The 20,071-nt window shown below is 60.6% G+C and carries 16 protein-coding genes; 8 read left to right on the forward strand and 8 right to left on the reverse strand.

What is annotated here, in order from left to right; translation table 11 throughout:
• Positions 1 to 67: 67 nt before the first annotated feature.
• The 8 genes from ppsA (at position 68) to N8H71_RS27190 (ending at position 8,226) form a co-directional block, all read left to right on the forward strand.
• Positions 68 to 2,443 (forward strand): phosphoenolpyruvate synthase, encoded by a 2,376-nt coding sequence (gene ppsA, locus N8H71_RS27155; RefSeq protein ID WP_262196363.1) that lies wholly within the window; start codon positions 68 to 70, stop codon positions 2,441 to 2,443.
• Positions 2,444 to 2,537: 94 nt separating this feature from the next.
• Complete coding sequence (locus N8H71_RS27160) at positions 2,538 to 3,527, forward strand: lysophospholipase (RefSeq protein ID WP_262196364.1); 990 nt, start codon at positions 2,538 to 2,540, stop codon at positions 3,525 to 3,527.
• A 225-nt stretch (positions 3,528 to 3,752) separates the two neighbouring features.
• The gene (rraA, locus tag N8H71_RS27165; RefSeq protein ID WP_262196365.1) at positions 3,753 to 4,244 is read left to right on the forward strand and encodes a ribonuclease E activity regulator RraA; all 492 of its coding nucleotides are present in this window, start codon (positions 3,753 to 3,755) and stop codon (positions 4,242 to 4,244) included.
• A 24-nt stretch (positions 4,245 to 4,268) separates the two neighbouring features.
• Positions 4,269 to 5,264 (forward strand): zinc transporter ZntB, encoded by a 996-nt coding sequence (locus N8H71_RS27170; protein WP_262196366.1) that lies wholly within the window; start codon positions 4,269 to 4,271, stop codon positions 5,262 to 5,264.
• A gap of 63 nt (positions 5,265 to 5,327) precedes the next feature.
• Positions 5,328 to 5,576, forward strand: coding sequence for a CrfX protein (locus N8H71_RS27175; protein WP_262196367.1), 249 nt, complete (start codon positions 5,328 to 5,330; stop codon positions 5,574 to 5,576).
• A gap of 2 nt (positions 5,577 to 5,578) precedes the next feature.
• Positions 5,579 to 6,403 carry a mechanosensitive ion channel family protein gene (locus N8H71_RS27180; RefSeq protein WP_007916401.1) on the forward strand — a complete coding sequence of 275 codons (825 nt, stop codon included), beginning with the start codon at positions 5,579 to 5,581 and terminating at the stop codon, positions 6,401 to 6,403.
• A 90-nt stretch (positions 6,404 to 6,493) separates the two neighbouring features.
• Entirely contained in the window at positions 6,494 to 7,084 is a 591-nt protein-coding gene (sigX, locus tag N8H71_RS27185; RefSeq protein ID WP_011333251.1) for an RNA polymerase sigma factor SigX, read from the forward strand.
• A gap of 107 nt (positions 7,085 to 7,191) precedes the next feature.
• Positions 7,192 to 8,226 (forward strand): OmpA family protein, encoded by a 1,035-nt coding sequence (locus N8H71_RS27190; RefSeq protein ID WP_262196368.1) that lies wholly within the window; start codon positions 7,192 to 7,194, stop codon positions 8,224 to 8,226.
• A gap of 75 nt (positions 8,227 to 8,301) precedes the next feature.
• Here N8H71_RS27190 and cobA read toward each other — a convergent pair whose 3' ends face one another.
• The 8 genes from cobA to N8H71_RS27230 all read right to left on the reverse strand — a co-directional run bounded on the left by cobA (position 8,302) and on the right by N8H71_RS27230 (position 19,895).
• A complete protein-coding gene (gene cobA, locus N8H71_RS27195) occupies positions 8,302 to 9,054 on the reverse strand; it encodes a uroporphyrinogen-III C-methyltransferase (protein WP_262196369.1) in 753 nt (250 codons plus the stop codon).
• A gap of 12 nt (positions 9,055 to 9,066) precedes the next feature.
• Positions 9,067 to 11,781, reverse strand: coding sequence for a nitrate reductase (locus N8H71_RS27200; protein WP_262196370.1), 2,715 nt, complete (start codon positions 11,779 to 11,781; stop codon positions 9,067 to 9,069).
• On the reverse strand, positions 11,781 to 12,098 hold the full coding sequence (gene nirD, locus N8H71_RS27205; RefSeq protein WP_007951992.1) for a nitrite reductase small subunit NirD: 318 nt from the start codon (positions 12,096 to 12,098) through the stop codon (positions 11,781 to 11,783). Before nirD ends, N8H71_RS27200 begins: the two co-directional genes overlap by 1 nt.
• Positions 12,095 to 14,548 (reverse strand): nitrite reductase large subunit NirB, encoded by a 2,454-nt coding sequence (nirB, locus tag N8H71_RS27210; protein WP_262196371.1) that lies wholly within the window; start codon positions 14,546 to 14,548, stop codon positions 12,095 to 12,097. Before nirB ends, nirD begins: the two co-directional genes overlap by 4 nt.
• A 311-nt stretch (positions 14,549 to 14,859) precedes the next feature.
• Positions 14,860 to 16,539, reverse strand: a complete 1,680-nt coding sequence (locus tag N8H71_RS27215; protein ID WP_262196372.1) for a bifunctional protein-serine/threonine kinase/phosphatase — start codon at positions 16,537 to 16,539, stop codon at positions 14,860 to 14,862.
• Positions 16,540 to 16,546: 7 nt separating this feature from the next.
• A complete protein-coding gene (locus N8H71_RS27220; protein ID WP_134826003.1) occupies positions 16,547 to 17,758 on the reverse strand; it encodes a nitrate/nitrite transporter in 1,212 nt (403 codons plus the stop codon).
• A 334-nt stretch (positions 17,759 to 18,092) separates the two neighbouring features.
• The gene (locus tag N8H71_RS27225; RefSeq protein WP_007916390.1) at positions 18,093 to 18,668 is read right to left on the reverse strand and encodes an ANTAR domain-containing response regulator; all 576 of its coding nucleotides are present in this window, start codon (positions 18,666 to 18,668) and stop codon (positions 18,093 to 18,095) included.
• A gap of 15 nt (positions 18,669 to 18,683) precedes the next feature.
• Complete coding sequence (locus N8H71_RS27230; RefSeq protein ID WP_262196373.1) at positions 18,684 to 19,895, reverse strand: CmpA/NrtA family ABC transporter substrate-binding protein; 1,212 nt, start codon at positions 19,893 to 19,895, stop codon at positions 18,684 to 18,686.
• Positions 19,896 to 20,071 lie beyond the last annotated feature (176 nt).

A 20,071-nucleotide genomic window follows, 5' to 3' on the forward strand; every position in this document is an offset into this window, starting at 1 on the left:
GCCGGCCAACGCTCCCCCGAGCCGCCGGTTTCTGAGCTTTTCCAACACAGTTAGTGGAGAGATCACCTTGGTAGAGTACGTAGTTTCCCTCGATAAGCTCGGCAAACACGATGTTGAGCATGTGGGGGGCAAGAACGCATCCCTGGGCGAGATGATCAGTAACCTGGCCGGTGCCGGTGTTTCGGTCCCCGGCGGCTTCGCCACCACGGCGCAAGCCTATCGCGACTTCCTGGAAATGAGCGGTCTGAACGATCAGATCCACAAGGCCCTCGATGCGCTGGACGTCGATGACGTCAATGCCCTGGCCAAGACCGGCGCCCAGATCCGCCAATGGATCATGGAAGCCGAATTCCCTGAAAAACTGAATGCCGAGATCCGCACCGCGTTCGCCGCGCTGTCGGCCGGTAATCCAGACGTGGCCGTGGCCGTGCGTTCCTCCGCCACCGCCGAAGACTTGCCGGACGCTTCGTTCGCCGGTCAGCAGGAAACCTTCCTGAACATCCGTGGCGTGGAAAACGTCATCCGTGCGGCCAAGGAAGTGTTCGCTTCCCTGTTCAACGACCGTGCCATTTCCTACCGCGTGCACCAGGGCTTCGACCACAAGCTGGTCGCCCTGTCGGCCGGCGTGCAGCGCATGGTGCGTTCGGAAACCGGCACCGCTGGCGTGATGTTCACCCTCGATACCGAATCCGGCTTCCGTGACGTGGTGTTCATCACCGGCGCCTACGGCCTTGGCGAAACCGTTGTACAAGGCGCGGTGAACCCGGACGAATTCTATGTCCACAAGGGCACGCTGGCAGCCGGTCGCCCGGCGATCCTGCGTCGTAACCTGGGCAGCAAAGCCATCAAGATGATCTACGGCGACGAGGCCAAGGCCGGTCGTTCCGTGAAAACCGTTGATGTCGACAAGGCCGAACGTGCGCGTTTCTGCCTGACCGACGCTGAAGTCAGCGAGCTGGCCAAGCAGGCGATGATCATCGAGAAGCACTACGGCTGCCCGATGGACATCGAGTGGGCCAAGGACGGTGACGACGGCAAGCTGTACATCGTGCAGGCCCGTCCGGAAACCGTGAAGAGCCGCACCCAGGCCAACGTCATGGAACGTTACCTGCTGAAAGAAACCGGCACTGTGCTGGTGGAAGGCCGTGCCATTGGCCAGCGCATCGGCGCCGGCAAGGTGCGGATCATCAAGGACGTCTCCGAGATGGACAAGGTCCAGCCGGGCGACGTACTGGTTTCCGACATGACCGACCCGGACTGGGAACCGGTAATGAAGCGCGCCAGCGCCATCGTCACCAACCGTGGCGGCCGTACCTGCCACGCGGCGATCATTGCTCGTGAGCTGGGTATTCCTGCTGTTGTCGGTTGCGGCAACGCCACCCAACTGCTGAAGGATGGCCAGGGCGTGACCGTGTCCTGCGCCGAAGGCGACACCGGTTACATCTTCGAAGGCGAACTGGGCTTCGACATCAAGAAGAACTCCGTCGACGCCATGCCGGAGCTGCCGTTCAAGATCATGATGAACGTCGGCAACCCGGACCGCGCCTTCGACTTCGCACAGCTGCCGAACGCCGGTGTGGGCCTGGCCCGTCTGGAATTCATCATCAACCGCATGATCGGCGTGCACCCGAAAGCGCTGTTGAACTACGACGGCCTGCCGCAGGACATCAAGGAAAGCGTCGACAAGCGCATCGCCGGTTACGACGATCCGGTCGGCTTCTATGTCGAGAAATTGGTTGAGGGCATCAGCACCCTGGCCGCTGCGTTCGCACCGAAGAAGGTCATCGTGCGTCTGTCGGACTTCAAGTCCAACGAGTACGCCAACCTGATCGGCGGCAAACTGTACGAGCCGGAAGAAGAGAACCCGATGCTGGGCTTCCGTGGCGCTTCGCGTTACATCAGCGAATCGTTCCGTGACTGCTTCGAACTCGAGTGCCGTGCGCTGAAACGCGTGCGCAACGAGATGGGCCTGACCAACGTCGAAATCATGGTGCCGTTCGTCCGTACCCTCGGCGAAGCCAGCCAGGTGGTGGATCTGCTCGCCGAAAACGGCCTGGCCCGTGGCGACAACGGTCTGCGCGTGATCATGATGTGCGAACTGCCATCCAACGCGATCCTGGCTGAAGAATTCCTCGAATTCTTCGACGGTTTCTCGATCGGCTCCAACGACCTGACTCAGCTGACACTGGGTCTGGACCGTGACTCCGGGATCATTGCGCACCTGTTCGACGAGCGTAATCCGGCGGTCAAGAAGCTGCTGGCCAACGCGATTGCTGCGTGCAACAAGGCTGGCAAGTACATCGGCATCTGCGGTCAGGGCCCTTCGGACCACCCGGACCTCGCCAAGTGGCTGATGGAGCAGGGCATCGAAAGCGTGTCGCTGAACCCGGATACCGTGCTGGAAACCTGGTTCTTCCTGGCTGAGGGTCAGGCTCAGGCCTGATCAGTGAGCGAAGCGGCCGGTGATTGACCGGCTGCTTCAGGATTCAAGTAGGGCGGGCTCCTCTGGATGCCGCCCTTTTTTGTGCAAGAGCATTATGCAAAGCAGCAGCAACCTGTTTCCTGTCGCTCTGATCAGCGCCGAACGACGCGGCGATCTGAGCGAAGATGTCTACCGTTTGAAACCGGGCAACAGCCCTGACTGGTCCGTGGAAATCGCGGTGACCCGACTCGGCATGGCGGATGAACCGGCCTCGCGCGGTGTGCCGGTGATTTTGCTGCACGGCAGTTTTTCCAACCGGCGCTTCTGGTTTTCGCCCAAAGGTCTGGGGCTGGGCGCGTATCTGACGCGTCTGGGTTTCGACGTATGGATCCCGGAAATGCGCGGTCACGGTCTGTCCCAGCGCAACGAGGACTACCGCCGCAATCGCGTCGCCGACTATGCCCGTTACGATCTGCCGGCGATTGCCGCGTTCGTGCGTGAGCAGAGCGGGCAGATTCCCCACTGGATCGGCCATTCGCTGGGTGGCATCACCCTGGCGGCCGCGCTCGGTGGCGAATACCTCGGTGAGCCGGCAGTGGCGTCGGCGGCGTTTTTCGGCACGCAGGTCAGCCGCACGTACTGGCCGCTGAAGATTCCGCCGGTGGAGTGGAGCGGGCGCTTTATTCTCAAGCGTTTTGCCCAGTTGTCCGGCTCGCGACTCAAGCGCGGCCCCGAGGACGAGCCGATCGGCCTGGCGCTGGAAAGCATGCGCTGGTACGGATTGTTCGGTCGTTTCGGCGACAAGGACAAGGATTGGTGGGCGGGCCTTGCCGAGGTGCAGGTGCCGGTGCTGGCGGTGAGCGCGGCGGGGGATCATCAGGATCCGGCCTGGGCGTGCCAGAAGCTGTTCGAACAGATTGGCTCCGAGCACAAGCAGTTCATCAACCTGGGCCGTGAGCAGGGTTTTAACGATCAGTTCGGACATGTCGAGATGTTGGTCAGCAAAGCGGCCCAGGCTGAGGTCTGGCCGTTGGTGGCGCGTTGGCTGGCGGATCCGCACACACCATTGCTCGGCGAGAAGCCGGATCTGGCGGCAGCGGTGTGAGCGCGGCGCCCTGAAAAGGCATTTCGTTCGAGTTGGCTTGCGGCTAAGATATGACGCATTGGACGGTTCTGGTCATATTTGGTGACTGTTTCGCTATTACGTTTCAGCTTGTGTTCAGGTTCGTTCAGCGACCATGACATGGGCTAAGGTAAACAGCGACCGCCGGAACTCGTTTCAAAAGAGTGCGACATCCTTGATCGTCTTCCTTGTTACAGGAGTTATTCGATGAACCATTACCTTACGCCTGATCTGTGCGACGCCTATCCGGAGCTGGTTCAGGTGCTGGAACCGATGTTCAGCAATTTCGGTGGCCGTGATTCGTTCGGCGGCGAAATCGTGACCATCAAGTGCTTCGAAGACAACTCGCTGGTCAAGGAACAAGCCGAGCTCAAGGGTAACGGCAAGGTGTTGGTGGTCGATGGCGGCGGCTCTTTGCGCTGCGCGCTGCTGGGCGACATGATCGCCGAGAAAGCCTCGAAAAACGGTTGGGAAGGGTTGGTGATCTACGGCTGCATCCGTGATGTGGATGTTATCGCGCAGACCGATCTTGGCGTGCAGGCGCTGGCCAGCCACCCGAAAAAGACTGAAAAGCGTGGTCTTGGCGACCTCAACGTGCCGGTGACCTTCGCAGGTGTCACTTTCCATCCCGGCCAGTACATCTATGCGGACAACAATGGCGTGATCGTCTCGCCAAGTCCGCTGAAAATGCCTGAATAAGTCGCGGTAACCACAGGGGTGAGGATGTTCGAGGAAGAAAACGCGCAATGGGGGCTGGTGCATGCCCTGGTGCTGGACGGTAGAGGCGGTGCGCGTTCGATAGCCCGGACTGATCTTGACGATCTGCAGCTGCAGGCTCATGAAAGCCTGTGGCTGCATTGGGATCGCAGTCACCCGCAGACTCAGACATGGCTACGCAAATCCAGTGGGCTCAACGAATTCACCTGCGATCTGCTGCTGGAAGAAAATACCCGTCCACGCCTGTTGCCGCTGCCGGACTCCGAGCTGCTGCTGTTTTTGCGCGGGGTTAATCTCAACCCGGGCGCCGAACCGGAAGACATGGTGTCGGTGCGGATTTTCGCTTCGGCCCAGCGGGTAATTTCCCTGCGCTTGCGTCCGCTGCGCGCCACCGACGAGTTGCTGGTGATGCTGGGCGAGGGCAAAGGGCCGAAAACTTCGTCCGAACTGATGCTTTATCTGGCGCAATTCCTCACCAACAAGGTGCAGGATCTGGTGACTTGCCTCTCCGAAGTGGTCGATGAAGAGGAAGAAAAACTGGATGCCGACGAACGGTATACCCCCGAGCATGGCGCCATTTTGCACATCCGTCGCCGGGCTGCCGGGCTGAAGCGTTTTCTGGCACCGCAGAGGGATATTTTCGGACAGCTGACGCGGATAAAACTGCCGTGGTTCGTCGATGACGATGCCGACTACTGGAACGAATTGAACAACAGCCTGACCCGTTATCTCGAAGAGCTCGAATTGACCCGAGAGCGCGTGGGGCTTGTGCTGGAGGCCGAAGACCGGCGTTTGAGCGTGCGCATGAACCGCACCATGTATCGCTTCGGGATCATCACCTGCATCTTTTTGCCGATGAGTTTTCTGACCGGTCTGCTGGGTATCAATGTCGGGGGCATTCCGTTCGCGAGCAGCCCTTATGGTTTCCTGATTGCCTGCCTGACGGTGCTCGCACTGGCGTTCGGACAATGGTGGTTGTTCCGCCGTTTGCGCTGGGTATGACGATGCGCCATGTGACCCGACCAAATCTGCCCGCGTCTTTCACAGACATCACGAGAGGTGCGTATGCACGATCCGTTTGAACAGTCTTTGCGCGACATGCTCAACGCCTCGCCGTCCGGCCGCGACGACGATGCCTGCCTGGGCCGCGTACTCAAAACCGCCAACCGCCAGGTTGGCGCCGGCGATCTGTTCAGCCTGCTGGGCCGCTGGCTGCCCGCGCTGATGATCGCCCTGAATAACGGTTCGGCCCATGTCGCGCCGGTCTCCCGTCTCCGTAAACCTACTGCTCGCTCTGCTGATAAGGCTGATTGAATATGGAACTTGATCTCTGGACTCAGAGCCTCGTCACTGCAATGACTGCGTTGTGGACCAAAGTCGCTAATTTCATTCCAAACCTGTTCGGCGCACTGGTTGTGCTGCTGTTGGGTTTTGTCGTGGCCAAGCTGCTGGACACCTTGCTGTCCAAATTGCTCGCCAAACTGGGCCTTGATCGTCTGATGGGCGGTACCGGCTTGACCAAATTGATGTCTCGCGCGGGACTGCAAGTACCGATCTCGACCTTGATCGGCAAAATTGTTTACTGGTTCGTTCTGCTTATTTTCCTGGTTTCTGCAGCAGAATCCCTTGGCCTTGAGCGAGTTTCAGCTACGCTCGATATGTTGGCGCTGTATTTGCCAAAAGTTTTCGGCGCGGCGCTGGTGCTGCTGGTGGGGGTGCTGCTCGCACAACTGGCCAATGGTCTGGTTCGCGGGGCGGCAGAAGGTGTAGGCCTGGACTACGCTTCAGGGCTTGGGCGGATTGCCCAGGGGCTGGTGATCATCATCAGCATTTCGGTCGCGATCAGTCAGCTGGAGGTCAAGACCGACCTGCTTAACCATGTGATCGTCATCGTATTGATTACCGTTGGTCTGGCGGTTGCGCTGGCCATGGGTTTGGGAAGCCGGGAAATTGCCGGTCAGATTCTTGCGGGAATCTATGTGCGTGAGTTGTATCAGGTTGGGCAACAAGTGCGTGTTGGCGAGGTCGAAGGCCAGATCGAAGAGATCGGCACGGTTAAAACCACATTGCTGACCGATGAGGGTGAGCTAGTCTCTCTCTCCAATCGGATCCTGCTGGAGCAGCATGTGAGTAGCCGCTAACCCGGCAAACCCTGCTAATGTATGCCGCCGCGAAATGCCAGCTGACGCTGGCAGCGGTGGACATTGACCTGACTGTCGGCACGACTTGTTTTGAATAAAGCCCAAACGCTATCCACGCGCTACGACCCCCGCGAGCTCTCTGATGAGGAGTTGGTCGCGCGCTCGCATACCGAGCTGTTTCACGTGACGCGCGCCTACGAAGAACTGATGCGGCGTTACCAGCGGACATTATTTAACGTTTGTGCGAGATATCTCGGGAACGATCGCGACGCAGACGATGTCTGTCAGGAAGTGATGTTGAAGGTGCTGTACGGCCTGAAGAACTTCGAGGGGAAATCGAAGTTCAAGACATGGCTCTATAGCATCACTTACAACGAATGCATCACACAGTATCGGAAGGAACGGCGAAAGCGTCGCTTGATGGACGCACTGAGTCTTGACCCCCTCGAGGAAGCGTCCGAAGAAAAGGCGCCAAAACCCGAGGAAAAGGGCGGACTGGATCGCTGGCTGGTGTATGTGAACCCGATTGACCGGGAAATTCTGGTGCTACGATTTGTCGCAGAGCTGGAGTTTCAGGAGATCGCAGACATCATGCACATGGGTTTGAGTGCGACAAAAATGCGTTACAAACGCGCTCTTGATAAATTGCGTGAGAAATTTGCAGGCATTGCTGAAACTTAGTTCGGCGCAAATATCTCTTACGTGTAGGCAAGTTCTGATAGACTTGCCGCCGAGTTGTCCCCCGGTTTGCGGGACTGCTTCACAATCACCAGATGGGGATTTAACGGATGAAACTGAAAAACACCTTGGGCTTGGCCATTGGTTCTTTGATTGCCGCCACTTCTTTCGGCGCTCTGGCACAAGGCCAAGGCGCAGTTGAAATCGAAGGCTTCGCAAAGAAAGAACAATTCGACAGCGCTCGTAACTTCAAGAACAACGGCAACCTGTTCGGCGGCTCGATCGGTTACTTCCTGACCGACGACGTTGAACTGCGTCTGGGCTACGACGAAGTGCACAACGTGCGTGCTGACGATGGCAAGAACGTCAAAGGCGCTAACACCGCTCTGGACGCTCTGTACCACTTCAACAACCCAGGCGACATGCTGCGTCCATACGTCTCGGCCGGTTTCTCCGACCAGAGCATCGACCAGAACGGTTCGAACGGTCGTAACCGTTCCACCTTCGCCAACCTGGGCGCTGGCGCCAAGCTGTACTTCACCGACAACTTCTACGCCCGTGCTGGCGTTGAAGCTCAATACAACATCGACCAAGGCGACACCGAGTGGGCTCCTAGCGTCGGTATCGGTGTGAACTTCGGTGGCGGCTCCAAGCCAGCTGCTGCTCCAGTTCCAGCTCCGGCTGAAGTCTGCTCCGACAGCGACAACGACGGCGTTTGCGACAACGTTGACAAGTGCCCGGACACCCCAGCCAACGTAACTGTTGACGCTGATGGCTGCCCAGCAGTTGCTGAAGTTGTTCGTGTTGAGCTGGACGTCAAGTTCGACTTCGACAAGTCGGTTGTGAAGCCAAACAGCTACGGCGACATCAAGAACCTGGCTGACTTCATGAAGCAGTACCCATCCACCACCACTACTGTTGAAGGTCACACTGACTCCGTCGGTCCTGACGCTTACAACCAGAAACTGTCCGAGCGTCGTGCAAACGCCGTTAAGCAAGTTCTGACCAACCAGTACGGTGTTGAATCGTCCCGCGTTCAGTCTGTTGGCTACGGCGAAACCCGCCCAGTTGCTGACAACAAAACTGAAGCTGGCCGTGCTGTTAACCGTCGCGTAGAAGCGCAGGTTGAAGCTCAAGCTAAGTAATTAGCTGCCGCTACGAGAAAAGCCCGGCTTATGCCGGGCTTTTCTTTACCTGCGATTTGGTGAAGCCGGGGATTGTCAGGCCAGGCGATCGGCTGCCCAGTTAATCGACTCGACCTGGGTCGCAGCCGCTGCGACGGCGCCTATGACCAGAATCGCAGGGCTCTTGAGCCGGAAACCAAGGGCATCGTCTTCCATCGCTGTCAGATCACTGCGGCATTCGCGTTGCTCTGGCAACGAGGCGTTCTCGATCATCGCCACCGGCGTATCCGCCGCCATACCGCCCGCCAGCAGTTGCTCGCGAATCTCGCCGAGCTTCGCCACCCCCATGTAGATCACCAGCGTCGTGCCGCCTTGCGCCAGTGCCCGCCAGTTCAACTGGCTGTCGTCCTGGGTGTGAGCAGTAACCAGCGTCACGCCCCGGGCCACGCCGCGTAGCGTCAGCGGAATATCACACTGGGTCGCGCCGGCCAGTCCGGCGGTGATGCCATTGACCAGTTCCACCTCGACTTCGTGCTCGCGCAACCACTGCGCCTCTTCACCGCCACGCCCGAAAATGCACGGATCGCCACCCTTGAGCCGCACCACGCATTTGCCCTGACGGGCGTAACGCAGCATCAATCGATGAATGAACGCCTGGGGCGTCGAACGACACCCGCCGCGTTTGCCGACCGCAATGATCCGCGCAGCAGGGCAGTGTTCGAGCACTGCATCATTGACCAGATCGTCGATCAGCACCACATCGGCTTCGCGCAAGGCACGCACCGCTTTGAGCGTCAGCAGTTCAGGATCACCGGGGCCCGCGCCCACCAGCCAGACTTTAGCGTTCATGGTGTTTCCTCTTCAGATGACGGCGACCGGCCGCGCTTCGGCGGCCAGCAAACGCTTGATTTCCGGGACGCAGGAGCCGCATTGCGTGCCGCACCCCAATGTATTTTTCAAACCCTGCAGATCCAGACCTTCACGGATCCCGCCGCAGACTGCGCTGTGGCTGACGTTCTTGCAGTTGCACAGGGTTTTGTCCGCCACAACCTGCGCGCCGGCATTGCCCGGCGGCGCACTCATCGGTGCCAGCAGCCAGCGCCGCAGTTGTTCGTCGGCGCGACCCTCCAGCCACAGGCCTTGCAACCAGTGCTGAGCGAGGGTTTCACCAGCGAGGCGGATCGCAGTGATTCGCCCGTTTTCGATGCGCACCCGCTTACCGATGGCGCGGCGAGGATCGTCATAAGCCAGCACCGGCCCGTCGATCAGGGCCAGGCACTGATCGATCTCGCGCAGCAATTGCGGGTCTGGCGCCACGGCGCTGGCTGCGCGTATCAGCAGCGCAGGCCGTTCACGTCCGACAAGGCTGAGACTCGCGTAGGAAAACGCCTCACAGAGCGGTCGAAGCGTCTCGAAATGCCGTTGAACATCGCCCTCGATCAGTGCGAATAGTTGCCATGGCAAATTCACCGGTTCCAGCCGTACACCGCTGTGCTTGAGTTCCGGCTGCTTCGACAAAGGATCGAAGGCGGGCAGGGTCAGGCTGTTGACGCCACCCTTGAGGAAACGATCGCCCCAGTGCATCGGCAGGAATGCCTGGCCCGGACGCACGCTGTCATCGCTGGCGACCGCCACGATCACCGCGCCCCGACGGCTTTTCAGATTCACCAGATCCCCCGGCTGCAAGCGGTGGCGGCGCAACTCGTCAGGATGCAGGCTCAAAACCGCTTCGCTGACATGGCCGAATAATTGCGCCGCCGTACCGGTGCGGCTCATACCGTGCCATTGATCACGCAGGCGGCCAGTGATCAGGGTCAGGGGAAAGCGCGCGTCGCGTTGTTCCTTGGCGGCGCGATAGGGATCGGCAACGAACTGCGCGCGCCCGTTCGACGTAGGAAAGATCCCGTCGCCATACAACCGGGCTGTGCCTTGACGGGCGCCAGCGGGGAAGGGCCATTGTTGTGGCCCCCGCTCATCAATCAACCCGTGGCTTATCCCGGACAAATCCAGATCGCGCCCCCGGGTCAGTTGTTTGTATTCGTCAAACAGCTGCGCCGATCGTTCGAAAGCAAACAGACCCGGTTGTTGCGGGCGCAGACGTTTCTCCAGACGTTGTGCGAAATCCACCGTAATCGCCCAGTCGGGACGCGCTTCACCCGGTGCGGCAATGGCCTGGCGGACGTGGGAAATCCGTCGCTCGGAGTTGGTCACCGTGCCTTCTTTCTCACCCCAACTGGCCGCTGGCAACAGCAGATCGGCAAACGCTGCGGTTTCGGTGGTGCGAAACGCCTCCTGCAACACCACGAAGGGACAGGCTTCCAGCGCGGCGCGCACGGCGTTCTGGTCCGGCATTGATTGCGCGGGGTTGGTGCAGGCAATCCACAGCGCCTTGATTTTGCCGCTGCGCACCTGTTCAAACAGTTCGATGGCGCTGAGACCGGTATTTGCCGGCAGCTTATCCACCCCCCAATACGCTGCCACTTCGGCGCGATGCTCCGGATTGGTCACTTCACGATGACCTGGCAACAGATTGGAGAGACTGCCGGTTTCCCGTCCGCCCATGGCATTCGGCTGACCGGTCAAAGAGAAAGGTCCTGCACCCGGCCGGCCGATTTGCCCGGTGGCCAGGTGCAAATTGATCAGTGCGCTGTTTTTTGCGCTGCCAGCGGTGGACTGGTTCAGACCCATGCACCACAGCGATAGAAAACTCGGCGCGGTGCCGATCCATTCCGCACATTGCTGCAACTGCTCGACACTGATCCCGCACAGCTGCGAAACCATCGCGGGGGTGTAATCGCGTACCAGATTTTTCAGTTCGGCGAGGCCTTCGGTGTGGGCCTTGATGAAGTCGCGGTCGATCCAGTCTTCCCACAGCAGCAGATGCAAAATCCCATGGAACAACGCGACATCGGTGCCCGGCAGAATCGCCAGATGCAGGTCGGCCAGATCGCAGGTGTCGGTGCGCCGAGGGTCGATGACGATGACTCTCATCTGCGGGCGGCGGGATTTCGCTTCTTCGAGGCGGCGAAAAAGTACCGGATGAGCGTAGGCCATGTTACTGCCGACGATCACCACGCAATCGCTCAGCTCCAGGTCTTCGTAGCTGCACGGTGGTGCGTCGGCGCCGAGGCTGCGTTTGTAGCCGACCACCGCCGAAGACATGCACAGCCGCGAATTGCTGTCGATGTTATTGGTGCCGACCAGCGCCCGCGCCAGTTTGTTGAAGGCGTAGTAATCCTCGGTCAGCAACTGCCCGGAGATGTAGAACGCCACGCTGTCCGGGCCGTGTTCGGCGATGGTTTCGGCGAACACGTTGGTGGCGTGATCCAGCGCGGTGTCCCAATCACAACGACTGCGCGCCAGGCCTTTGCCCAGGCGCAATTGCGGGTACAGCGCTCGGGCCGCCAGGTCGCCAGTCAGGTGCAGGGTCGAGCCTTTGCTGCACAGTTTGCCGAAGTTGGCCGGATGTGCCGGATCGCCGCTGACGCCGAAGATGCGCTCGCCGTCATGCTCGATCAGCACGCCGCAGCCGACCCCGCAATAACAGCAGGTCGAGGCGGTCGTCTGGCGGTTCATCAGACGGCGTCCCGCAGGGCCAGTTGCACACGGCCGTTCTCGACCCGGGCCGGATGATGATGCGCGCAACCAACGTCCGGTGCCTGGGCTTCGCCGGATTGCAGGTCGATCTGCCAGTTGTGCAACGGGCAGGCTACACGTTTGCCGTAGATCAGGCCTTGGGACAATGGGCCGCCCTTGTGCGGGCAGCGGTCATCGAGTGCGAAAACTTCGTCGTCGCTTGTGCGAAAGATCGCAATGTCACCTTTGGGCCCGGCGATGATCCGCGAACCGAGGGCATTGATCTCTTCCAGGGCACAGATATCGAGCCAGTTCATGCCGGCACCTCCAGATTTTTCACGGGGATCACGTCGAATTCTTTCTTCAGTTGCGGCTGGGCGAGGCGCTCTTTCCACGGATCCTGTTCGAACGACAGGGAGAATTGCAGTCGCTCGTTCAGGGCCTTGCGACGCTCGGAATCTTCCAGCACGGCCTTCTTGATGTGCTCCATGCCGACCCGTTGCAGGTAGTGCACGGTGCGTTCGAGGTAGAAGGCTTCCTCGCGGTACAGCTGCAGGAACGCGCCGTTGTATTCGCGCACTTCCTCGGCGGTCTTGAGCTTGACGAAGAACTCGGCGACCTCGGTCTTGATCCCGCCGTTGCCACCGATGTACATCTCCCAGCCGGAATCGACGCCGATGATTCCTACGTCCTTGATCCCCGCTTCCGAACAGTTGCGTGGGCATCCGGAGACCGCCAGTTTCACTTTGTGCGGCGACCACATGTTGAACAGGTCGTGTTCGAGGTCGATGCCCAACTGAGTCGAATTCTGCGTGCCGAAGCGGCAGAACTCGCTGCCGACGCAGGTTTTCACGGTGCGGATCGATTTGCCGTAGGCGTGGCCGGACGGCATATCGAGGTCTTTCCACACACCCGGCAGATCCTGCTTTTTGATCCCCAAAAGGTCGATGCGTTGGCCGCCGGTGACCTTGACCATCGGCACCTGATATTTGTCCGCCACGTCGGCGATTCGCCGCAGTTCCGACGGGTTGGTCACGCCGCCCCACATCCGTGGCACCACCGAGTAGGTGCCGTCCTTCTGGATGTTGGCGTGGGCCCGCTCGTTGATCAGGCGCGACTGCGGATCGTCCTTGGCCTCGCCGGGCCAGGTGGAAATCAGGTAATAGTTGAGGGCCGGGCGGCAGGTGGCGCAGCCATTCGGGGTGCGCCAGTTGAGGTAACTCATGGTTCCCGCGATGGTCAGCAGGTGCTGCTCGCGAATGGCCTGGCGAATCTGGCCGTGGTTGAGGTCGCTGCAACCGCAAATGGCCTTTTCGCTTTTCGGTTTGACGTCCGCCGCGCCGCCGACGGTGTTGATCAGAATCTGTTCGACCAGCCCGGCGCAAGAGCCACAGGAACTGGCGGCCTTGGTGTGTTTCTTCACCTCGTCGACGCTGAACAGGCCGTGTTCCTGAATCGCCTTGACGATGGTGCCCTTGCACACGCCATTGCAGCCGCAGACTTCGGCGTTGTCGGCCATGCTCATGGCTTTGTCCTGGCCTTGATGTCCTACGTCGCCGAGGGCGTTTTCACCAAACATCAGGTGATCGCGGATCTCGCCGATGGCGTGATTCTCACGAATCTGCCGGAAATACCAACCACCATCTGCCGTATCGCCGTACAGACAGGCGCCGACCAGCACGTCATCCTTGATCACCAGTTTTTTGTACACCCCGCCGATCGGGTCGGAGAGGGTGATGGTTTCGGTGCCTTCGCCGCCCATGAAGTCGCCGGCGGAAAACAGGTCGATGCCGGTGACCTTCAATTTGGTCGACGTCACCGAGCCCTGATAGCGGGCGAAACCCAGTTGCGCCAGGTGGTTGGCGCAGACCTTGGCCTGTTCGAACAGCGGCGCCACCAGGCCGTAGGCAATGCCGCGATGGTTGGCGCATTCGCCGATCGCATAGATGCGTGGGTCGTAGGTTTGCAGGGTGTCGTTGACCAGAATCCCGCGATTGCACGGGATGCCGGCTTTTTCCGCGAGTTCGGTGTTGGGGCGAATGCCGGCGGCCATGACCACCAGATCGGCAGGAATGATGTCGCCGTTCTTGAATTGCACCGAGCCGACCCGACCATTGCCGGCGTCGTGCAGGGCCTGGGTCTGTTCGCACAGGCGAAAGTGCAGGCCACGGGATTCGAGGGCGGTTTGCAGGAGCTGGCCGCTGGTCTTGTCCAGTTGCCGCTCCAGCAGCCATTCACCGAGGTGCACCACGGTGACGTGCATGCCGCGCAGCATCAGGCCGTTGGCGGCTTCGAGACCGAGCAGGCCGCCGCCGATCACCACGGCGTGCTTGTGAGTTTTTGCGGTGTCGATCATGGCCTGGGTGTCGGCGATATCGCGGTAGCCGATCACACCCTGCAAGCTGTTGCCGGGGATCGGCAGGATGAACGGGGTCGAACCGGTGGCGATCAGCAGGCGATCGTATTCGGCCTCGGTGCCGTCCTCGGCGATCACTCGGCGCTTGACCCGGTCGATCTCCACCACTTTGCGGTTGAGCAGCAACTTGATGTTGTTTTCCAGATACCAGTCGAGGTCGTTGAGCACGATTTCTTCGAAGGTCTGTTCACCGGCCAGCACCGGCGACAACAGGATGCGGTTGTAGTTGGTGTGCGGTTCGGCGCCGAAGACCGTGATGTCGTACAGCTCGTTGCTCAGCTTGAGCAGCTCTTCCAGGGTGCGAACCCCGGCCATGCCATTGCCGATCATCACCAGTTTGAGTTTTTTCATCAGGTTCTCCGGGGAGCTTGGGGCTTGCCTCTTGTGGGCAGTCAGGCCTTGCTCGAAAAATAATGCGCAAACAAAAAAAGGCGTCCCGCTAGTTGCCTAGCGAGGACGCCTTTGTCCTGGTCCCGTTCTCTCGGGAAGCCTGGCCTTCGTCGTTGAAGGTCAGGCTTTATGTATGGTGAAAGTAGTAATGCAGTGGTTGTGCCAAGTTTGCGTGAGTGGTGCATTCATTGAACCAGAGCTGGAATTGGCCAGATGTTCATTGTGGTTTTTGCACTGAATGGAAGCGGCACGCCCGTTAATGGAGCGCCGCATCAGCCATGAAACAGCAGGAACAGCAGGAACAGCAGGACCAGATTGCCCAGCAGTGCCAGCAAAGCCAATGTCCGCCAGACCTTCAGCGGCTCCCGTTCGAGCAAGGGGCGAGGGCGTACATTCAGGCTGCGGCGTTCACCTTGCTCCAGTGTCAGCAACCATTCTTCGGCCGTCTCATAACGCTGTTGCGGATCGGCCGATACGCCGCGCTCCAGGCATTGCGCCAGCCATTCCGGCAGGTCGGGGCGATAACGACCGGCACTCACCGGTACACCGAAGCGCGGACGCTGAAAGGCTTCGACCTCGCCGTAAGGAAAATGCCCGGTGAGCAGGAAATACAAAGTCACGCCCACTGCATACAAATCCAGTTGCGCGCTGGGAGCTGCCCCCTGAAAGGCTTCGGGAGCGATGTAACTCGGAGTCCCCGGTAGGGTCGATGGCGCGTCCTGCGACAGACCGGGGCAATACGCCAGACCGAAATCCAGCAACCGCAACTCGCCGTCGCCACCCAGATGCAAGTTTTCCGGTTTGATGTCGCGGTGCAAAATCTGCCGCCGATGCAGCAAGCCGACAGCCCGCAACAGGCGTTCGGCCACATCCTGCCATTGAGCCAGCGGCAACGGGTCGCTTTGCTCGAACAGCTGCGCCAGAGTGATCCCCGAATATTCACGCATCACGTAGTACAAATGCTGACGCTGACCGGCGCTATGGACTTCAGGGAAGTGTCGCCCGGCGACGCGTTTGAGAAACCATTCCTCCGCCAGCAAGGCCTGTCCGGCCTGGGCATCGTCCGCCAGTTGTGCAGGCAAGGTCTTCAGCAACCAGGCTTGGCCCTGACCATCGAACACGCGATACAGCAACGATTGCTGGCTCCGACCTATAACCTCCTGAACCCGCCAGCCTTCAAACACCTGACCTGGTTTCAGCGGCGGGGGCAGGGGCCACTGCTGCAAATGAATCAGCGCATCGCCGAGGCTTGCTTCGCCAACGGCATCCACTCGCACCAATAACGCACTGGCATTGTCCTGACTGCCGGCCAGATGCGCGGCATTGACCAACGTTTGCGCAGCACTGTGCAGGTCCGGCTGATCGCGCAAAATTCCGGCGATGGCGGTATCGCCAAGCACCGCCCACACGCCATCACTGAGCAGCACGAAACATTCGTCTTCACGCAATTCGCCGTCGAGAAAGTCCAGCACCAGATGCTGATCCAGCCCCAGCGCCCGTTTGAGCACATGCTGCATGCCCGGTTGATCCCAGACGTGATCCTCGCTGATCCGCTGCAAGTTCTCGGCGTGCCAGCGATAGACCCGGCAATCACCGACGTGCGCCAGGGTAAACCGCCGGCCACGCAGGACCAGCGCACTGACCGTCGTCAACAACGGCTGGCCGCCGCCATTGGCCTGCAACCAGCGGTTTTGCGCGAGCAGCAGACGATCGAGGGCCTGGGCCACGCTCCAGGTTTCCGGGGTGGCATAGTAGTCCAGCGCCAGCGCCTGCAAGGTCGAGCGCGCCGCCAGCCCGCCATCGGCGCACTGGCTGACGCCGTCGGCGATGGCGAACAGAAAACCTTTGCTGGCGGCCAGCACCGGGGCCGGGGTCACCAGGCGCAAGGCGTCCTGGTTTTCCGCGCGGGGGCCGGTGGCGCTGGCTTCGGCAAAGCTCAGTTGCAGAGCCATTCGGGCCTCAGACCCGGGCAGCGGTCACGGCCGCCGAACCCCAGGTGGTTCTCCAGCGACGTTTGACCCCGTGCAGACCAAACCACGCCAACACACCAAGGCTGGCGAACAACCACAGCGCCAGTTGATAGCTGCCGGTGCTCTGTTTGATCGCGCCCATGCCCGCCGCGAGTGCAAAGCCGCCGATGCCGCCGGCCATTCCGATCAGGCCAGTCATCACACCGATCTCGCGGCGAAAACGCTGAGGCACCAGTTGGAACACCGCGCCGTTACCCGCGCCGAGACCGAGCATGGTGCAGACGAAAAGTGCCAGCGCCGCGTAGGAACTTGGCAGGTTGAAGCCGACGGCCGCGATGCAGATTGCTGCGACTGTGTACATCGCCAAGAGCGTACGGATACCACCGAAGCGGTCAGCCAGCGCGCCACCGAGGGGACGCATCAGGCTGCCGCCGAACACGCAGGCAGCGGTGTAATAACCGGCGGTCACCGGGCTCAGGCCGTATTGATCGTTGAAGTAGCCGGGCAGGGCGCTGGCCAGACCGATGAAACCGCCGAAGGTGACGCTGTAGAAAAACATGAACCACCAGCTGTCACGATCACCCAGGGCTTTGAAGTAGTCGGCCATGGACTTGGCTTTCGGCCGTTCCGGCGCGTTTTTCGCCAGCCAGGCGAACAGCACCAGGGTCAGGATCAACGGAATCAGGGCGAACCCGAACACATTGCTCCAGCCGAACGCCGCCGCCAGCACCGGGGCGATCAGCGCTGCAAACACGGTCCCGGAATTGCCGGCCCCGGCGATGCCCATTGCCTTGCCCTGATGCTCCGGCGGATACCATTGCGAGGCCAGGGGCAGGGCAACGGCGAACGAGGCGCCGGCCATGCCGAGGAACAAACCGAGCAGCAGGGCCTGTTCATAACTGTGGATGCCCAGCTTCCAGGCACCGAACAGCGCACAGATCACGATCACCTGGCCGATCAGTCCGGCGGTTTTCGGCGACAGGCGATCAGCGAGCATGCCCATTGCAAAGCGCAATACCGCGCCAGCCAGAATCGGCGTCGCCACCACGAGGCCACGCTGTTGGGTGGTCAGGTGCAGGTCGGCGGCGATCTGTACCGCCAGCGGGCCGAGCAGGTACCAGACCATGAAGCTCAGGTCGAAATACAGGAAGGCCGCGAACAGGGTCGGAGTGTGGCCGGATTTCCAGAAGCTTTTATTCATCGCGCACCTCAGCGGTAAAGAATCTCGAGAAGGAGTCAAAAGCCAGCAAGTGGAGCGCCGCCACGGCCGCACCACCGGCCCCGGGCTGTGGGGCCAAAACGCAAAAACGCCGCTACCCGGATCGCCGAAAGGGGCGAAGAAGGTGAGCGACGTCTTTGTCGTAGGTGGGGCAACCGCCGTTGGTTACCTGTAGGGATTGCTTAGCGAGATTTGTGCCAATAGTCTGAAACCGCGTTGCGGCCAATCGCGAGCAGGCTCGCTCCCACATTTGAAATGCAATCCCTTGTGGGAGCGAGCCTGTTCGCGATTGCGGTATGGCAAGCGGCGCAGCCCTTCAGCCAAGCAACTCGCTCATCGCGATGATCTGTTCGGCGACCTGAATCAGCTTCTGCTGGCGGCTCATGGCCTGGCGGCGCATCAGGGTGTAGGCCTCTTCTTCGTTGCAGTCCTTCATTTTCATCAACAGACCCTTGGCCAGTTCGATGCGCTTGCGCTCGGCCAGTTGCTGGTCGCGGGCCTGTAACTGGGCGCGCAAGGCCTGGTCGCTTTCGAAGCGGGCCATGGCCACATCGAGAATCGGCTGCAAGCGTTGTGCGTGAATGCCCTCGACGATGTAGGCACTGACCCCGGATTTGATCGCCTGACGCATCACGCCGGGGTCATGTTCGTCGGTGAACATCACGATCGGCCGGGGCTGGTCGCGGCTGACCAGCACCACTTGCTCCATCACATCGCGGCTCGGTGACTCGGTATCGATCAGGATCACGTCCGGACGCACCGTTTCGACGCGCGCCGGCAGGTCGATGGTCAGGCCCGACTCATCGATCACCTCGAAACCGGCCTCGGTCAGCGCGGCTTTCAGGCGTCCGACTTTTTTTGCGGTGTCGTTGATCAGCAGAATGCGCAGCATGTTCGCGGTCTCCTGTCAGCGGTGGGCGAGAAGGGGCGTGCTGTCGCTCAGCGCGTGAAGCTTGAAGCTCCGGGCGTAGGCGGCCGGGTCGCTGCCGTCCCAGATTTTGCCGTCGATCAACTGGCTGCTGCGCATGTCCTCGGTGCCTATCGGTACACCGACCGCGCTGGCCGCGTCGCGGTACAGCGCCAGTTGTTGCACCTGACGGGCAATGGCGAGGTAGTCCGGGTCATCGCGCAGCAAACCCCAACGACGGAACTGGGTCATGAACCACATGCCATCCGAGAGATACGGCAGGTTCACCGCGCCATCGCCGTGAAAGCGCAGGGCGTGCGGATCCTGCCAGCGATTGCCGAGGCCATCGTCGTAGTCGCCGAGAAAGCGCGGTTCGATGCAGGAGACCGGGGCGTCGAGGTATTCCGGGGCGCTCAGCAACTGAGTGGTGCTGCGGCGGTTTTCCGGGCTTTCTTCGATGAAACGGCTGGCTTCGAGGATCGCCATCACCAGCGCGCGCGCGGTGTTGGGATATTGCTCGACGAAGGTGCGAGTGCAGCCGAGGACTTTTTCCGGGTGATCGGGCCAGATGGTCTGGCTGGTGGCCAGCGTGAAACCGAGATCCTGCTGCACGGCGCTGGCCGCCCACGGTTCGCCGACGCAGAGGCCATCAATGCGTCCGGCCTGCAAGTGCGCGACCATTTGCGGCGGCGGGACGACCACGCTGTCGACATCCTGCAACGGATGAATGCCCTGGCTCGCCAGCCAGTAATACAGCCACATGGCATGGGTGCCGGTCGGGAAGGTCTGGGCGAAAGTCAGTTTTGCGCGGGTTTGGTGCACATGGTGGTGCAGCGCTTCAGGACCGGTCACGCCCAGGCCCTGCAAGCCGTGGGACAGGTTGAGGCTCTGACCGTTCTGGTTCAGGCCCATCAGCACCGCCATGTCGGTCGGCGCGACGCCGCCGATGCCCAGGTGCACCGCGTAGATCAAGCCGTAAAGGCTGTGGGCGGCGTCGAGTTCGCCGTTGACCAGATTGTCCCGCAGATTGGCCCAGGAACTCTGGCGCTTTAGATTCAGAGTCAGGCCATAAGGTTGAGCAAAGCCCTGGGTGGCGGCGACCACCAGCGAGGCGCAGTCGCTCAGGGCCATGAAACCGAGGTTGATTGCGCTTTTTTCCGGGGCATCGCTGCCATTGATCCAGGCCAGCGGCCCGGCGGAAGTTTGAGTCATGAAAGCCACCCTCAAAAAAAACGTCGTCCCAGGCTTTGCCCGCGCAAAACCGAGAGACGACGCCATTGTCCTTGCCTGCACGCCACCATTGGCCTGCGGGCTGATGCCGAGGAAGGTGCAAGGCATATGCCATGCGCACGGATTTACCCGTGCGCCTCGCGCGGCGGGGCGATGCC

It is taken from the genome of Pseudomonas koreensis (genome assembly GCF_025447595.1).
Lineage (GTDB): Bacteria > Pseudomonadota > Gammaproteobacteria > Pseudomonadales > Pseudomonadaceae > Aquipseudomonas > Aquipseudomonas koreensis_H.

Bases quoted from the DNA above. Each gene is read 5' to 3' on its own strand.
- N8H71_RS27160 (WP_262196364.1), top strand. From the start codon at position 2,538: ATGCAAAGCAGCAGCAACCTGTTTCCTGTCGCTCTGATCAGCGCCGAA.
- rraA (WP_262196365.1), top strand. From the start codon at position 3,753: ATGAACCATTACCTTACGCCTGATCTGTGCGACGCCTATCCGGAGCTG.
- N8H71_RS27170 (WP_262196366.1), top strand. From the start codon at position 4,269: ATGTTCGAGGAAGAAAACGCGCAATGGGGGCTGGTGCATGCCCTGGTG.
- N8H71_RS27175 (WP_262196367.1), top strand. From the start codon at position 5,328: ATGCACGATCCGTTTGAACAGTCTTTGCGCGACATGCTCAACGCCTCG.
- N8H71_RS27180 (WP_007916401.1), top strand. From the start codon at position 5,579: ATGGAACTTGATCTCTGGACTCAGAGCCTCGTCACTGCAATGACTGCG.
- N8H71_RS27190 (WP_262196368.1), top strand. From the start codon at position 7,192: ATGAAACTGAAAAACACCTTGGGCTTGGCCATTGGTTCTTTGATTGCC.
- cobA (WP_262196369.1), bottom strand. From the start codon at position 9,054: ATGAACGCTAAAGTCTGGCTGGTGGGCGCGGGCCCCGGTGATCCTGAA.
- N8H71_RS27200 (WP_262196370.1), bottom strand. From the start codon at position 11,781: ATGAACCGCCAGACGACCGCCTCGACCTGCTGTTATTGCGGGGTCGGC.
- nirD (WP_007951992.1), bottom strand. From the start codon at position 12,098: ATGAACTGGCTCGATATCTGTGCCCTGGAAGAGATCAATGCCCTCGGT.
- nirB (WP_262196371.1), bottom strand. From the start codon at position 14,548: ATGAAAAAACTCAAACTGGTGATGATCGGCAATGGCATGGCCGGGGTT.
- N8H71_RS27215 (WP_262196372.1), bottom strand. From the start codon at position 16,539: ATGGCTCTGCAACTGAGCTTTGCCGAAGCCAGCGCCACCGGCCCCCGC.
- N8H71_RS27220 (WP_134826003.1), bottom strand. From the start codon at position 17,758: ATGAATAAAAGCTTCTGGAAATCCGGCCACACTCCGACCCTGTTCGCG.
- N8H71_RS27225 (WP_007916390.1), bottom strand. From the start codon at position 18,668: ATGCTGCGCATTCTGCTGATCAACGACACCGCAAAAAAAGTCGGACGC.
- N8H71_RS27230 (WP_262196373.1), bottom strand. From the start codon at position 19,895: ATGACTCAAACTTCCGCCGGGCCGCTGGCCTGGATCAATGGCAGCGAT.